This is a genomic window from Kytococcus schroeteri, from assembly GCF_042433515.1.
GTDB classification, from domain to species: Bacteria; Actinomycetota; Actinomycetes; order Actinomycetales; family Dermatophilaceae; genus Kytococcus; species Kytococcus schroeteri.
Window position 1 is genome coordinate 1 of the sequence record NZ_JBHLVH010000015.1, and the last position, 13,751, is coordinate 13,751.

The window sequence follows — 13,751 nt, forward strand, 5'->3', positions numbered from 1 at the left end:
GTTCAGGGGCGATCCACAACCTTACACCATCCCAGCCCCGCTCACCAACCCGCCCCACGAAGGACAGACCAGATCACCAGACCTGAGAGAAAGAGGTTGCCGCCACCCAGACCCCGGACCCACACTCCCCGGTCTCCCGGAGCGAGCCACCCGGCTGGGCAACGAGGAGGAACAATACACACCCACCGGACCCGACGCAAAACGGGCCGCCCGGGTGGTCCCCGGACGGCCCGTTCTGCGGACGGGATGCGGCTCAGCCGCCCTCGCTGAGGCGGGCTGCGGCCATCGACTTGCGACCACGACGCACGACGGCCACGCGCCCCGCGAGGAAGTCGTCCGCGGCGATGGCACCGTCGATCCCCTCGATCCGGGTTCCGTTGACCGACATCGCGCCCTCTGCGAGGAGTCGCTTGGCGGCCTTGCGGGAGTCGGCGAAGCCGCACGCCACCACGACGTCGATCCAGGCGTCGCCCACCTGGACGTCGGCACCGGCCAGCTCGGCGGTCGCATCCGTCAGGGCCCGGGGGTCCACGGCCGCCAGGTCACCCTTGCCGAAGAGCGCCTCGGCGGCCTGCTGGACGGCTGTCGTCGCGTCGTCACCGTGCACGAGCCGGGTCATGTCCTCGGCGAGCGCCTTCTGTGCCGCACGGCGGAAAGGCTCCTCGGCCACCTGGCGCTCCAGCTCGGCGATGTCCTCGGGGGAACGGTCGGTGAAGAGCTTGAGGTAGGAGACCACCGTGGCGTCGTCCGCGTTGACCCAGAACTGGTAGAAGGCCCACGGGGAGGTGAGCTCGGCATCCAGCCAAATGGCGTTCCCCTCGGACTTGCCGAACTTGCGGCCCGAGGCGTCCGTGACCAGCGGCGTGGAGAGCGCATGGACGGACTCCCCCGTGGTCCGGTGCACGTAGTCCACACCGCTGCTCAGGTTGCCCCACTGGTCGCCACCACCGATCTGCAACCGGCAGTCGTACTGCTCGTGCAGGTGGCCGTAGTCGAAGCCCTGCAGCAGCTGGTAGCTGAACTCGGTGTAGGAGATCCCCTCCTCGGAGGCCAGGCGCGCGGCGATGGCGTCCTTCTTGAGCATCTGGTTGACGCGGAAGTGCTTGCCGACGTCCCGCAGGAAGTCCAGCGCGCTCAGACCCCCGAACCAGTCGAGGTTGTTCACCGGGACCGCAGCGTTCTCCCCCTCGAAGTCGAGGAAGGGCCGCACCTGGTGGGCAATCGAGTCCACCCAGCCGCGCACGGTCTCCGGGCTGTTGAGGGTGCGCTCGGAGGTGGGACGCGGGTCGCCGATGAGGCCCGTGGACCCGCCGACGAGGACGAGCGGACGGTGGCCCGCCTGCTGGAGGCGGCGCATCGTGAGCAGCTGGACGAGGTGTCCCACGTGCAGGGAGGGTGCCGTCGGGTCGAATCCGCAGTAGAAGGTCACCGGCCCCCGGGCCATCAGGTCACGAAGGGCCTCGAGGTCCGTGGACTGGCCGATGAGGCCGCGCCACTGGAGCTCGTCGACCACCGCTGCACGGGTGCGCGCTGCTGCGCCGTCCACGGGGTTCCCGGTGTTCTCGCTCACGGCGCACACTGTGCCACAGGCCCCGCCTCCTCCCGGTGCGGGGTGGAGACGGGGCCCGTGCACGCCATCGGATCAGGCCTGCTGCGCGGAACGTCCTCCGGTGGCCGTCTGGACCTCGGCGGTGACGCGGTCCAGGGCCTCGGTGAGCTCCTGCCACTGCTCGGCCACCCGCACCGGCGCCGTCCCGCCGCGACCGTCGCGGGCCTCCACCGACCCGCGGACGTCGAGGACGGACCGCACCTCGGGGGTGAGCGCGGGGTGCACCTGTGCCAGGTCCTCGTCGGGCAGCTCGTCGAGCTCGATGCCGGCCGCCTCGCACCGCCGCACGCACTCCCCCGAGGCCTCGTGGGCGTCCCGGAAGGGCACGCCCTGGCGGACCATCCAGTCGGCGAGGTCGGTGGCCAGCGAGAACCCGCGCGGCGCGGAGGCCTCCATCGTGTCGGGGTGGAAGGTGAGCGTGCGCACCATGCCGGCCACCGCGGGGAGCAGCAGGACGGCGGTGTCGTGCGCGTCGAAGGCCGGCTCCTTGTCCTCCTGCATGTCGCGGTTGTAGGCCAGTGGGAGTCCCTTGAGCGTGGCCATGAGGCCCGCCAGGTCCCCGATGAGTCGTCCGCTCTTGCCGCGGGCCAGTTCGGCGACGTCGGGGTTCTTCTTCTGCGGCATGATGCTGGAGCCGGTGGAGAAGGCGTCCGAGAGCGTCACGTAGCGGAACTCCGCGGTGGCCCAGAGGATCACCTCCTCGCTGAGGCGTGACATCGAGATGCCCAGCTGGGCGATGACGAAGCAGAACTCGGCCACCAGGTCACGCGAGGCGGTGCCGTCGATGCTGTTGGGCACCGAGTCGCTGAAGCCCAGCTCGTGGGCCACGGAGACGGGGTCCAGCCCGAGGGAGGTCCCGGCCAGGGCGGCCGACCCGTAGGCAGACCGGTCGAGTCGGCACGCGAGGTCCCGCAGCCGCTCGAGATCACGGAGGAACGACCACGCGTGGGCGCCGAGGTGGTGGGCCAGCAGCACCGGCTGAGCGTGCTGCAGGTGAGTACGGCCCGGCATCACCGCGTCGGGGTGGCGACGGGACTGTTCCCCGAGGGCGTCGACCACGTCGGCCACCTGGTCGGCCACCTCGGCGATCGCGTCGCGCAGGTACAGGCGCACCTGGGTGGCGGTCTGGTCGTTGCGCGAACGACCGGCGCGCAGACGGCCACCGACCTCCGGGCCGACCCGCTCCACGAGACCCCGCTCGAGGGCGGAGTGGACGTCCTCGTCCTCGGGCACGACCGTGAAGGTCCCCGCCTCGAGGTCGGCCTCCAACTGGTCCAGGCCGCCCACGATGGCGTCCCGGTCGGCCTCAGTGAGGATACCGGCGCGGTGCAGGGCCCGGGCGTGGGCGCGCGAGCCGGCGAGGTCGTAGGGCGCCAGGCGCATGTCGAAGTGGGTCGAGCGGCTCAGTGCCGTGAGGGCGTCGTCGTCGGCCCCTTCGAACCGACCGCCCCACAGGCCGCCTGCCTGCGGGCTCACTGATCGGCTCCGGCGGTGGTGTCGGGGTTCTGGTGCACTGGGGCTCCTTCGGTGTCGGTGCGTCGGGTGGCCAGGGTGAGCAGCTGGGCGGCGAGGCGCTCCCCCGCATCGGGGCCACCGCGGGCCACGAGCAGCAGGGTGTCGTCGCCCGCGACAGTGCCCAGGAGGGCGTCGAGCTCGGCCTGGTCGAGCATGCTGGCAAGGTACTGGGCAGCGCCCGGCGGGGTGCGGGCGACGACGAGGTTGCCGGTGGACTCGGCGCTCACGAGGAGGTCTCCCACCGCACGGCGGAGGCGGCCGGGGATCACCTCGGTGGCCTCGGCGGCACGCGGGGTGCGGTCGCCCCCGAGTCCGGGGACGGCGTACACGAGGGCTCCACCGTGGCGCACCTTGACCGCGCCCAACTCATCGAGGTCACGCGAGAGGGTGCCCTGCGACACCTCGACGCCGTGCGCACGCAGCATGTCCATGAGTTGTGGTTGTGTGTGCACGTCGTTCCGCGTCACCAGGTCGGCGATCAGCTGACGCCTCGCCGTGGGGGTGGTGGCTACTGGCATGACCTGAATATTTCACACACCTGCATGTTCATCCAAACGGGGTCGTCATGAGCTCTTCGCCGTCGTCAACTGCGCCTCGCCGGGAACTGGGACTCGACGCCGCCCGCGGCGCCTCGATCGTGGGCATGTTCGTCGCCCACTTCGCCCCGTCCGGTGGGCCCGGACAGCTGCTGAACCTCTCTGAGTTCTTCGCCGCGTCGCTGTTCGTCATGCTGGTGGGAGCAGGCACGGCCATCTCCGCTGAGCGCAACGGGTTCCTGCGCACGGTGGCCGGAATCATCCCGCGGGCCGTCGTCCTCGTCGTACTCGGTGCGTGGCTCGAGACCCAGGGTGCCCAGATCGCCATCGTGCTGCAGGCGCTGGCTGCAGCCGTCCTCGTCAGCCCGCTGCTGGCCCTGCTGCCCAGCTGGATCGTCGGGGTAGTCGCCGTCTCCTGCGTCGTCATCACCCCCCTGGCTCGGGACTGGTCCGTGCCGCTCTACCGGCGGGCCCTGCTGGAGGGCGATGACCTCCGCGCGACGATCCTGCACGTCGTGGCTGCCGACCCGCACTACCGACTCATCCCCTTCGTCGCCTACATGGCCGTCGGTGTCCTCCTGCTGCGGCACGCCCGACAGGGGCGCCTCCGCCAGCTCCTGCTGGCGTGCACCGGCCTCGCGCTCACGGCTGCGCTCATGGTCGGCCACCGCCTCGGCGTCCTGGTCATGGTCGCCGACTCCGGAAGCTGGGTAGAGACCCTGGCCAACACCGGCATGGCGGTCTGGGGGTTCACGACGGCATTCCTCCTGGCAGGCACCGTCCCCGCCCTCGCGAGGCCCCTCGCGACCATGGGTATGTCGGCCCTGAGCCTCTACGCCGCCCATGTGCTGGCAAGTGCCTGGTGGGCACGGCAGTACGGCCACGACAACTCGTGGACGCTCCTGGCCGCCTGCACCGTCGGAGGTCTCGCACTCGCCTGGCTCTGGCAGCGCTTCCTCCCCGGACGGGGCCCCGTCGAGCTCATCAGCGACTCAACGGCTGCCCTGGCCCGACGGCTCGTCCCCTCAGGCGAGAGGGTCGGCCGGCCCGTATGACCTGAGGCCCAGGGTGCGGGCCGGGCCGGAGGGGGTGACCTGCCGGAGCGTCTCCACCGTGTCCGCACCGGCCCGCACCATGCGCCCGGACCACGCGTCCAGGCGCCCGTCGGCCAGGGCCAACGCCAGTTCGACCACCTCCGCGGGCTCCGTCCAGTCGGTCCGGTCGTCGTGCATCGGCATGGAGGCGGTCATGTCCGTGCGGACCACCCCCGGGGCGAGGTCGAAGGCGCGCAGTCCCCGCTCCGCACCAGCCTCGTGGAGACCGCCGGTGATGCGGGAGAGCGCCGACTTGCTCGCCCCGTAGGCGGCGTAGGTGCCGGAGTTGCGCGTGCCGGAGCCCGAGTTGAGCATGACGACACGGCCACATCCGGCCTCGAGCATGCGGGGCGCCAGCGCGTGGGCCACCAGCAGCGGTCCCCGCACGTTCACCTCGATGACCCGCCAGAGCTCCTCGACGTCGACCTCCCACAGCGGGGCCTCGGTCTCGATGACGCCTGCGACCACGAGCGCGGCGTCGAGCCCGGCGTGCTCCTGCCAGGACGCCGCGACGACCTCGTCGACGGCCTCGGCGTCGGTCACCTCCAGGACGTGGCAGCTCACCGTCGCGCCGTGAGCGTGACAGTCGTCGGCCACCACGGCGAGGTCCCCGGCATCGCGGGCGGTGAGGGCGAGGTCCCACCCGGCCGCGGCGAACCCACGCGCCAGGTGGGCCCCGATGCCGCGGGAGGCCCCGACGACCAGGGCGGACCGGCGCTCAGCCACGGTGCTCCGCCCCGGTGCGCTCGGCAGCCAGGGCGATGGCGGCGTCGCGCGCCGCGTTGGTCTCCTCGTTGGTCAGCGTCCGGTCGGCGGCCCGGAAGGTCAGGCGCCATGCCGTGCTGCGCCGACCCTCGCCCACCTGCTCACCGGTGTACTGGTCGAACATCTCCACCGACTCCAGGTGCTCCCCCGCGCCCTCGCGCAGCGCGGACTCCAGGGCGGCGGCCGGCACCGATGCGTCGGTGACCAGTGCCACGTCCACCCGCGAGTGCGGCTGGGCGGAGAAGTCCTGGTGCGTGGAGACCTCCGGGGAGGCGGCCACGAGGGCGTCGACGTCGACCTCGAAGGCGACGGTGCGCTCCGGCAGCTCCAGCTCCGTCAGGCGCTGCGGGTGCAGCTCGCCGGCGTGGCCCCAGACGGTGCCGTCCGCGAGGACGAGACGTGCGCAGCGGCCGGGATGGAAGGGCGCGTGCTGCGCCTGTTCGACCGTGACCTCCACCCCGAAGCGGGACGCCAGGGAGAGCACGACCTCCAGCGCGTCGGACCACTCGGCGACGCGGGCCGGGCCCCACCAGCCCTGGCGCTCCCACTCGCCGGCGATGATGCCGGCGGCGTGGAACGGCTGGTGCGGCACGGCGTCGGCCAGGGCCGCGAGCATCTCCGCGGACGCGGGGACACCCACCTCCTGCACCGGGGCCACACCGTCGCCGTGGGGGATGACGACGCGCCCGAGCTCGTAGACCGCAGCCCGGCGCTGGCCGCGGGCCAGGTTGCGACGGGCGGCCGGCACGAGCGTCTGCAGCAGGTCCGTGCGCAGGAAGGGCTCCTCGGCGCGCAGCGGGTTGTGCAGGCGCACCGCGTTGCGGCGCGGGTCGTCCTCCGGGTAGCCCAGGCGGTCCCACTGCTCGGCGGAGGTCATGGGCAGCGTCACGACCTGGTGGAGGCCCGCATCGGCCAGGAGGTCCGCGGCGATGCGGCGGCGACGCTGCGACAGCGTCAGACCACGCCCGCCGGGGGCCTTGGGCAGGACCGAGGGGATGGCGTCGTAGCCACCCAGCCGAGCGACCTCCTCGACGAGGTCCTCGGGGATCCTCAGGTCCGGGCGCCAGGACGGCGGCAGGACGGTCACCACACCGTGGTCCCCCTCGGCGGCGTCGCCCCGGTCGGCGGTCACCTCGCACCCGATCATGCGCAGCCGCTCCACCACCGTGCGGCGGTCGTAGTCGACGCCGACGACGGCGCTCGGGCGGCCGGTGTCAAAGGCGAACGTCTCCGGCGCCGAGGTCTCGTCGACCTCGGTGAAGGCCTCCTCGGCCACTCCCCCGCCGAGATCCACGAGGAGGTCCACCGCCATCTGCGCGGCCGCCGGAGCGAGCTGCGGGTCGACCCGGCGCTCGTAGCGCTTGGAGGCCTCGGACACCAAGCGGTGGCGACGCGCGGTGCGGGCGATCCCGACGGCCTCGAAGTGGGCGGACTCCAGCAGGAGGTCGGTGGTGGTCTCCGAGATCTCGGAGTCCTGGCCACCCATGACACCGGCGAGGGCCACGGGGACACCACCGGAGGCGATGACGAGGTCCTCGGCGTCCAGGGTGCGCTCCCGGCCGTCGAGTGTGGTGAGCTTCTCCCCCGCCTGCGCCCGGCGCACCTCGATGCCACCGGACACCGCGCCCAGGTCGAAGGCGTGGAGGGGCTGGCCGACCGCCAGCATCACGTAGTTGGTGACGTCCACCACGAGCCCCAGCGGGCGCACCCCGGCGTCGGTGAGGCGCTTGGCCATCCAGCGCGGGGTCGGGCGGGAACGGTCGATGCCGCGCACCACACGAGCGACGTAGCGGTCGCAGCCCGGGACGCCGCGGACCGGCGCCTCGTCGCGGAGGGCCACCGGGACGCCCGGCCCGGAGGGCGTGTCGACCTCGAGCAGGGCGGGGTCGGTGAAGGTGGCGCCGGTCGAGTGCGCGTACTCGCGGGCCAGACCGCGGATGCTCATGGCGTAGCCACGGTCCGGGGTCACGTTCACCTCGATGGTCTCGGTGTCCAGGCCCAGCAGCGGCAGGGCGTCCTGGCCGGGCTCCAGGCCCGCGGACTGCTCGCCCAGGTACTCGGTGAGCACGATGATGCCGTCGTGGTCGTCCCCCAGGCCGAGCTCGGAGGCTGAGCAGATCATGCCCGCCGACAGGTGGCCGTAGGTCTTGCGCTCGCTGATGGCGAAGCCGCCGGCCAGGACGGCCCCCGGCAGGGAGACGACCACGAGGTCCCCGGCGTCGAAGTTGTGCGCGCCGCAGACGATGCCCTGGGGCTCCCCGGTGCCGTTGGCATCCCCGACGTCCACCTGGCACCAGTTGATGGTCTTGCCGTTCTTCTGCGGCTCCGGCTCGCGCGAGAGCACGCGACCGACGACGACCGGACCGGTCACCATCGGCGCGCCGAGGGACTCCTCCTCGAAGCCCACCTTCACGAGGGCGGCCGCGACCTCGGCCCCGGTGGTGCCCGCGGGCAGGTCGACGTACTCGGACAGCCAGCTGATCGGGATGAGCATCAGACCTCCACCGTGAAGTTCGTGTTGAAGCGGACGTCGCCCTCGATGAGGTCGCGCAGGTCGCCGACGCCGTTGCGGAAGATGAGGGCGCGCTCCACGCCCATGCCGAACGCGAAGCCGGTGTAGACCTCGGGGTCCACCCCGCAGGCGCGCAGCACGTTCGGGTGGACCATGCCGCAGCCGCCCCACTCGATCCAACCGGTGCCGCCGCAGGTGCGGCAGGCGGTGTCCTCACCGCGGCAGACGGTGCACAGGAAGTCCATCTCCGCACTCGGCTCGGTGAAGGGGAAGAAGTTGGGACGCAGGCGGGTGGTGATCCCCTCGCCGAAAAGCTCGGCGGCGAAGTGGTCCAGGGTGCCGCGCAGGTGCGCCATGGTGAGGCCCTTGTCGACCGCCAGGCCCTCGATCTGGTGGAAGACCGGCAGGTGGGTGGCGTCGATCTCGTCGGTGCGGCCCACCTTGCCGGGGACCGCCACGTACAGCGGGGCACCGCGCTCGATGAGGGCGCGAGCCTGCACCGGGGAGGTGTGCGTGCGCATCACGAGGTTCCGCTCGGGCGGGTCGACGTAGAAGGTGTCGGCCTCGGCGCGGGCCGGGTGGTCAGCGTCGAAGTTGAGCGCGTCGAAGTTGAACCACTCCGCCTCGACCTCGGGGCCCTCGGCGATCTCCCAGCCCAGCCCGGTGAAGATCTCGGCCATGCGCTGCTGCACGAGCTCCACGGGGTGGCGGGAGCCGACGCTGCGCCGGGCCGGGAGGGCGGTGACGTCGACGGTCTCCTCGCGGAGGATCTGCTCGGCCCGCTGCGCCTGGAGGGCCTCCTCGCGGGCGGCCAGGACCTTGTTCACCCGCCCCTTGGCCTGACCGACGATGCGCCCGGCGTCCTTCTTCTGCTCGTTGGGCAGCTGGCCGATGCTGCGGTTGGCCAGGGAGAGCGGCGCGCGGTCACCGAGGTGGGCCAGGCGGGCAGTCTTCAGCTCCTCCAGGGAGCCGGCCGCCTCGAGGTCCGCGACGGCCTGCTCGACGAGCGCGTCGACGGCCTCCTGGGTGATCTCGGGGGCCGTCTCGGGCGGGGTGTGGTCCGGGCTCGACATGCCCCGCATCCTACGGCCCGGGGCGGCGCGTCAGGCGCGTGCGGGGTGCATCGCCGAGGCGTAGAGGCAGACGGCGGCGGCGGTGGCGAGATTGAGCGACTCGGCACGCCCCAGCAGGGGGACGGCCACCGCGTCGTCGCAGGCGGCCACCTGGGCGTCCGGCAGGCCGCGGGCCTCGTTGCCGAAGACCCACAGGTGGGGGCCGGTCAGGTCGGCCGCGGGCAGCGTCGTGGTGGCGTAGCCGTCGGCGGCCACGAGGCGCACGGAGCCGGCCGTCGCCTCACGCAGGACCTCGAAGGGGACGCCGGTGACCACCGGGAGGTGGTGCAGCGAGCCGGCCGTGGAGCGCACGACCTTGGGGTTGGTGACGTCGACCGAGGCGTCGGTGACCACGACGAAGGACGCACCGGCGGCGTCGGCAGCGCGCACGACCGTCCCGAGGTTGCCCGGGTCACGGACCTCCGAGAGCACCGCGCCGAAGCCCTCCCCCAGTCCCGGGAGCACCTCCTCGAGGGTGGCCGGGCGCCACCGGGCAACGGCCACGATGCCGGCGGGCGTGTCCGCATCGGCGATGGTGCGCAGCACCCCGGCGTCCACGAGGTGGGAGTGGACGGGCGTGGACTCGAGCAGCTCGCGGAACTCGGCCTGGGTGGTGAGGAAGTCCGCGGTGACGAAGACGTCCTCGGCGAGCTCGGGCTCGTGCCGCAGCAGCTCGCGGACGCACTGGGGGCCCTCCACGAGGTAGCGCCCGGTGCGCCGACGCGCCGAACGCCGGCCCAGCTGTGCCGCCGCCCGGACCCGCCCCGATGTGGAGGTCAGGTGGGTGTCACGGGGGAGCACGGTGGACCGGCGTTCGGTGGTGTGGTGGGAACTCAGGCGTTCGCGGCCACGTTCTCGGCCTCGCGAGAAGCCTCGACGGAGGCGCTGTCGCCAGCCTGGGCGGCAGCGGTGGCGGCCTTCTGGCCACGCGGGGCGGCGCCGGCGGTGGCGGTCTCGTCACCCTTGACGGCCGGGACGTTGGCGCGGGCGATCTCCACCAGGGCGGTGAAGGTGGCCGGGTCGTTGACGGCCAGCTCGGCCAGCATGCGGCGGTCGACCTCGACCTCCGCGATCTTCAGGCCCTGGATGAACCGGTTGTAGGTCATGCCGTTCGCGCGGGCCGCAGCGTTGATGCGCTGGATCCACAGACGGCGGAAGTCGCCCTTGCGGTCCTTGCGGTGGTCGAACGAGTAGACCAGCGAGTGGGTGACCTGCTCCTTGGCCTTGCGGTAGAGACGCGAGCGCTGGCCGCGGTAACCGCTGGCGCGCTCGAGAACGACTCGACGCTTCTTCTGGGCGTTGACTGCCCGCTTCACGCGTGCCACGTGGTAACTCCTTGAATCAGTAGGTAGGTGCTGGGGAGATCAGGCGCGGGTCAGATACCCAGCAGCTTCTTGATCTTCTTCTCGTCGGCCTTGGCCACCGGCACGTCGTTCACCAGGCGGCGGGCGTCGCTGGACGAACGCTCCTGGAACTTGTGGACGTGGCGGGCGCGCTGGCGCATGATCTTGCCGCTGCCGGTCACGCGGAAACGCTTCTTGGTACCGGAGTGGGTCTTGTTCTTCGGCATGGGCCGATCCCTTCGTTCTGACGGACAGGTGGGGCGGCACGGCGGAACCGTGCCGGGGAGGTCGGAGGACCTCAGGCTTCTGCGGGCGCCTCGGCGGCCTGCTGGGCCGGCGTCTCGGGCTGGTCGGACTCGCCCTTGCGCTCCCGCTTCTTGGCCTCCTGCTCCTTGCGGCGTGCCGCCTGGGCCTGGGCCTTGTTGCGGGTCGAGCCGAAGACCATGGTCATGTTGCGGCCGTCCTGCTTGGGCTTGCTCTCGACGACGCCCAGCTCGCTGACGTCCTCGGCCAGGCGCTGCAGCAGGCGGAAGCCCAGCTCGGGCTTCGACTGCTCGCGGCCACGGAACATGATGGTGACCTTGACCTTGTCGCCGGCGGACAGGAAGCGCTCGACGTGACCCTTCTTGGTCTCGTAGTCGTGCTGGTCGATCTTCGGCCGGAGCTTGATCTCCTTGATGACCGTGTTGACCTGCTTCTTGCGCGACTCACGGTCCTTCATGGCGTTCTCGTACTTGAACTTGCCGTAGTCCATGAGCTTGGCGACCGGAGGCTTGGCCATGGGAGCGACCTCCACGAGATCCAGGTCGGCCTCGGCTGCCAGACGCAGGGCGTCCTTGACGCGCACGATGCCGACCTGCTCGCCGTTGGGGCCGACCAACCGCACTTCCGGGACCCGGATGCGGTCGTTGATGCGGGGCTCGCTGATGGTGCTACTCCTTCGTCGGGTCGATGACGGGTGACGCTCGACCCCTCCTCCACACGAAGAAAGGGCCTCTCGGCACCTGCCGGAGAGACCCAGACCATGCAGCGGCCACCGCACGATGCGGGGCACCTCCCCCACCGAGGCCTTGCGGCCAAGGACTCAGGCGACGCCGCGTGGTGTCACGCGACGCACCGTGGGAGTGCACGACCCACGTACCGGATCGGCCGCAGGTGGAGACGGGGTCTCACTTCAGACGGACAGGATAGCCGGTCAGGCGTGTGGGTCCAAACCCAGGGCACTGACGACCACGCCGTCGACGCGGGAGCGGACCTCGACGTCCTCCAGGACGCCGGCGACCAGACGCCCCGCCTCGCGGTCGTCGCCCAGTCCCCGCAGCCCCAGGACGAGCTCGCCCTCCGGGCCGCTGCGCACCGCGACACCCGTGACCCGGGGGTCCTCCTTGAGCCGGCGCAGGCCGGCCAGCACCACCTCGTCGTCCACGGGGCGCCGCCACGGGATGCGGCGGGCCAGCGCACGCACCATCGAGGGCCGGACGACGCGCGCGGCCGGGGAGCCGGGATCGACGACCAGCGCCGGGGCCTCGTCGGAGAGCGCAGCCTGCGCCACCGTGTGGCCGCGGACCGGCACCGGGCGTGCGTCGGCCCGCCAGCGCGTGACCTCCTCGACCGTGGTGAACACCGGCAGCGCCGCCCAACCCTGCGGGGTGCGCACCTGCGCCACAGCCACGTCGGCGGCGTCCGCACCCTCCTCGGCGAGGACGCCCACGAACACGCGGGCGGTGTCGAGGGCGGCCACCAGGGCACCGTCGTCCAGCGGGTCCTCCCCCGGGCCGGGCAGCGCGGGGTCGAGGGCGCCGTCGTCGTCGTCGAACTCACCGCGCTGGAGGGAGCGCCCCTCCCAGGGAGTGCCGGCCGAGTCGGCGGTGGGGTCGGTGGGCGGGCCCGCGAGCTCACCGAGCAGACGCTGGGCCCGGCCCAGCTCCACGGCGCCCGCGTACAGCGCGGCCCCGAGGATGACCTCGCCGACCGCCGGGCCGTGGGGACCGCGGAGGCTCGAGACCGCCACGAGGTCGCCGGTGGTGCTCACCCCGCCGGAGGCCACGAGGGTCCCCTGCAGGTGCGCCGCGGCCTCACGGAGTCCTGCGAGGTCCGGTCCGGTCATGCGACCGTCGGCCCCGGCGGAGGCGACGACCCAACGGCGCGGCCCGAGAGCGCCCAACGCGGCCCAGTGGTCCGTGACCGGACCGAGGTCGAGATCGGTGCCCCGGGCCACCACGCGGCCGTCCCGGAGGTCGAGTCCGAGCTGGAGCTCCTCGCCGTACCGGGCAGCCAGGGCGCGCGCGGCCACCGGGTCCCGCCAGAGGGCCGAGGAGGCGGTGACGGCCACCGCGCCCCACCCGAGGGCGCGCTCCACGTCCTCGGTTGCGAGGACCCCGCCGGACACCTCCACGGGGACGCCGGCGGAACGCACCAGCTCGGCCATCAGCGCGTCGTTCGCGCCGCGCCCGGTGGCGCGGTCCAGGTCGACCAGGTGGAGTCGCTCGGCGCCCTGGGCGACCCAGTGGGCCACCGCCGCGCTCGGGTCGGCCAGCGAACCGTCCAGGTCCTGGGCGGTCCGCCCGCCGACGACGTCGACCGCCGGCCACAGCCGCAACGGCACACGAGCCCTCATCGTTCCTCCTCCTCGGCCCTCTCGGCCAGACGGTCGGACAGCACCCCCACGAAGCGCTGGACCTCGCGGGGGTCGGGTTCCACGCGCCGACTGCCCGGCAACGGGTCCGGCCGGCGGAACTCGGCGGCGCCGGGCAGCCCCAGCAGACCGGCCAGGCGCACCCCGAGGGCCACCGGGTCGGCGCCCGTCGCCCGCCCCCGGGAGACCAACCCCGTCACGGCATCGCCCTGGTCGGGTACGCCTGCCACCCGCGCGAGATGACGCGGACCACAGACCGGCAGGTCACCCAGTGGGTGGGGGCCCACCCCCGGCTGGGCCACGACCCAGTGCAGCTCGGCGTCACCCCCGTCGGCTGCCGCCACCACGAGCAGCCCGCCCCGCACCGTCATCCCCACGACGGGCAGCACCCTGTCCGGGACCGGCCGGCTCAGCGTGAGACCCAGGGCATCGCCGTAGGGTCCCAGGCCCGCGGGCACCGAGGCGGGGCGCACGACGGTCCACCCGTCGCCCCGCGCGTGGTCGGCGGAGACGACTCCCCCGGACAGCCAGTCGGCCACCGCATCCTGGTGCCCCCGGAACCACAGCAGGGTGGCCCCGGTGCGGGAGCGAGGGTCGGTGGTCACGCCCGGGATTCTACGGAGCGGACCC

Annotated in this window: 12 protein-coding genes and 1 pseudogene; 1 reads left to right on the forward strand and 12 read right to left on the reverse strand. The window is 72.7% G+C overall.

Features of this window, described 5'->3' with window-relative positions; genetic code table 11:
• Positions 1-253: 253 nt before the first annotated feature.
• The 3 genes from tyrS to ACFFHC_RS08255 form a co-directional block, all read right to left on the reverse strand.
• Complete coding sequence (tyrS, locus tag ACFFHC_RS08245; RefSeq protein ID WP_237769717.1) at positions 254-1,570, reverse strand: tyrosine--tRNA ligase; 1,317 nt, start codon at positions 1,568-1,570, stop codon at positions 254-256.
• A 72-nt stretch (positions 1,571-1,642) separates the two neighbouring features.
• Entirely contained in the window at positions 1,643-3,085 is a 1,443-nt protein-coding gene (argH, locus tag ACFFHC_RS08250) for an argininosuccinate lyase (RefSeq protein WP_379804585.1), read from the reverse strand.
• Positions 3,082-3,642, reverse strand: coding sequence for an arginine repressor (locus tag ACFFHC_RS08255; protein WP_070703858.1), 561 nt, complete (start codon positions 3,640-3,642; stop codon positions 3,082-3,084). The genes argH and ACFFHC_RS08255 overlap by 4 nt, the downstream gene beginning before the upstream one ends.
• A 47-nt stretch (positions 3,643-3,689) precedes the next feature.
• Here ACFFHC_RS08255 and ACFFHC_RS08260 point away from each other — a divergent pair, with 47 nt between their 5' ends.
• Positions 3,690-4,715 (forward strand): heparan-alpha-glucosaminide N-acetyltransferase domain-containing protein, encoded by a 1,026-nt coding sequence (locus tag ACFFHC_RS08260; RefSeq protein WP_379804588.1) that lies wholly within the window; start codon positions 3,690-3,692, stop codon positions 4,713-4,715.
• On the opposite strand, the gene ACFFHC_RS08265 is transcribed toward ACFFHC_RS08260, so the two are convergent.
• The 9 genes and pseudogenes from ACFFHC_RS08265 to ACFFHC_RS08305 all read right to left on the reverse strand — a co-directional run bounded on the left by ACFFHC_RS08265 (position 4,686) and on the right by ACFFHC_RS08305 (position 13,726).
• Positions 4,686-5,480 carry an SDR family NAD(P)-dependent oxidoreductase gene (locus ACFFHC_RS08265; RefSeq protein ID WP_379804591.1) on the reverse strand — a complete coding sequence of 265 codons (795 nt, stop codon included), beginning with the start codon at positions 5,478-5,480 and terminating at the stop codon, positions 4,686-4,688. The genes ACFFHC_RS08260 and ACFFHC_RS08265 overlap by 30 nt on opposite strands.
• Complete coding sequence (gene pheT / locus ACFFHC_RS08270) at positions 5,473-8,013, reverse strand: phenylalanine--tRNA ligase subunit beta (RefSeq protein ID WP_070703852.1); 2,541 nt, start codon at positions 8,011-8,013, stop codon at positions 5,473-5,475. Before pheT ends, ACFFHC_RS08265 begins: the two co-directional genes overlap by 8 nt.
• A complete protein-coding gene (gene pheS / locus ACFFHC_RS08275; RefSeq protein WP_379804595.1) occupies positions 8,013-9,104 on the reverse strand; it encodes a phenylalanine--tRNA ligase subunit alpha in 1,092 nt (363 codons plus the stop codon). Before pheS ends, pheT begins: the two co-directional genes overlap by 1 nt.
• A gap of 30 nt (positions 9,105-9,134) precedes the next feature.
• Entirely contained in the window at positions 9,135-9,944 is an 810-nt protein-coding gene (locus tag ACFFHC_RS08280) for a TrmH family RNA methyltransferase (protein ID WP_237769716.1), read from the reverse strand.
• A gap of 167 nt (positions 9,945-10,111) precedes the next feature.
• Positions 10,112-10,468 (reverse strand): annotated as a pseudogene (gene rplT / locus ACFFHC_RS08285) (50S ribosomal protein L20); the annotation flags it as partial.
• A gap of 50 nt (positions 10,469-10,518) precedes the next feature.
• On the reverse strand, positions 10,519-10,713 hold the full coding sequence (gene rpmI / locus ACFFHC_RS08290) for a 50S ribosomal protein L35 (protein ID WP_070703846.1): 195 nt from the start codon (positions 10,711-10,713) through the stop codon (positions 10,519-10,521).
• Positions 10,714-10,784: 71 nt separating this feature from the next.
• Complete coding sequence (infC, locus tag ACFFHC_RS08295) at positions 10,785-11,372, reverse strand: translation initiation factor IF-3 (RefSeq protein ID WP_446685145.1); 588 nt, start codon at positions 11,370-11,372, stop codon at positions 10,785-10,787.
• 309 nt (positions 11,373-11,681) lie between these two features.
• A complete protein-coding gene (locus ACFFHC_RS08300) occupies positions 11,682-13,103 on the reverse strand; it encodes a HisA/HisF-related TIM barrel protein (protein WP_083323445.1) in 1,422 nt (473 codons plus the stop codon).
• Complete coding sequence (locus ACFFHC_RS08305) at positions 13,100-13,726, reverse strand: hypothetical protein (RefSeq protein ID WP_070703841.1); 627 nt, start codon at positions 13,724-13,726, stop codon at positions 13,100-13,102. Before ACFFHC_RS08305 ends, ACFFHC_RS08300 begins: the two co-directional genes overlap by 4 nt.
• Between the last annotated feature and the right edge of the window lie 25 nt (positions 13,727-13,751).

Coding starts and splice junctions, on each gene's coding strand:
- pheT (WP_070703852.1), bottom strand. CDS start 8,013: ATGCTCATCCCGATCAGCTGGCTGTCCGAGTACGTCGACCTGCCCGCG.
- ACFFHC_RS08255 (WP_070703858.1), bottom strand. CDS start 3,642: ATGCCAGTAGCCACCACCCCCACGGCGAGGCGTCAGCTGATCGCCGAC.
- ACFFHC_RS08260 (WP_379804588.1), top strand. CDS start 3,690: ATGAGCTCTTCGCCGTCGTCAACTGCGCCTCGCCGGGAACTGGGACTC.
- pheS (WP_379804595.1), bottom strand. CDS start 9,104: ATGTCGAGCCCGGACCACACCCCGCCCGAGACGGCCCCCGAGATCACC.
- rpmI (WP_070703846.1), bottom strand. CDS start 10,713: ATGCCGAAGAACAAGACCCACTCCGGTACCAAGAAGCGTTTCCGCGTG.
- ACFFHC_RS08300 (WP_083323445.1), bottom strand. CDS start 13,103: ATGAGGGCTCGTGTGCCGTTGCGGCTGTGGCCGGCGGTCGACGTCGTC.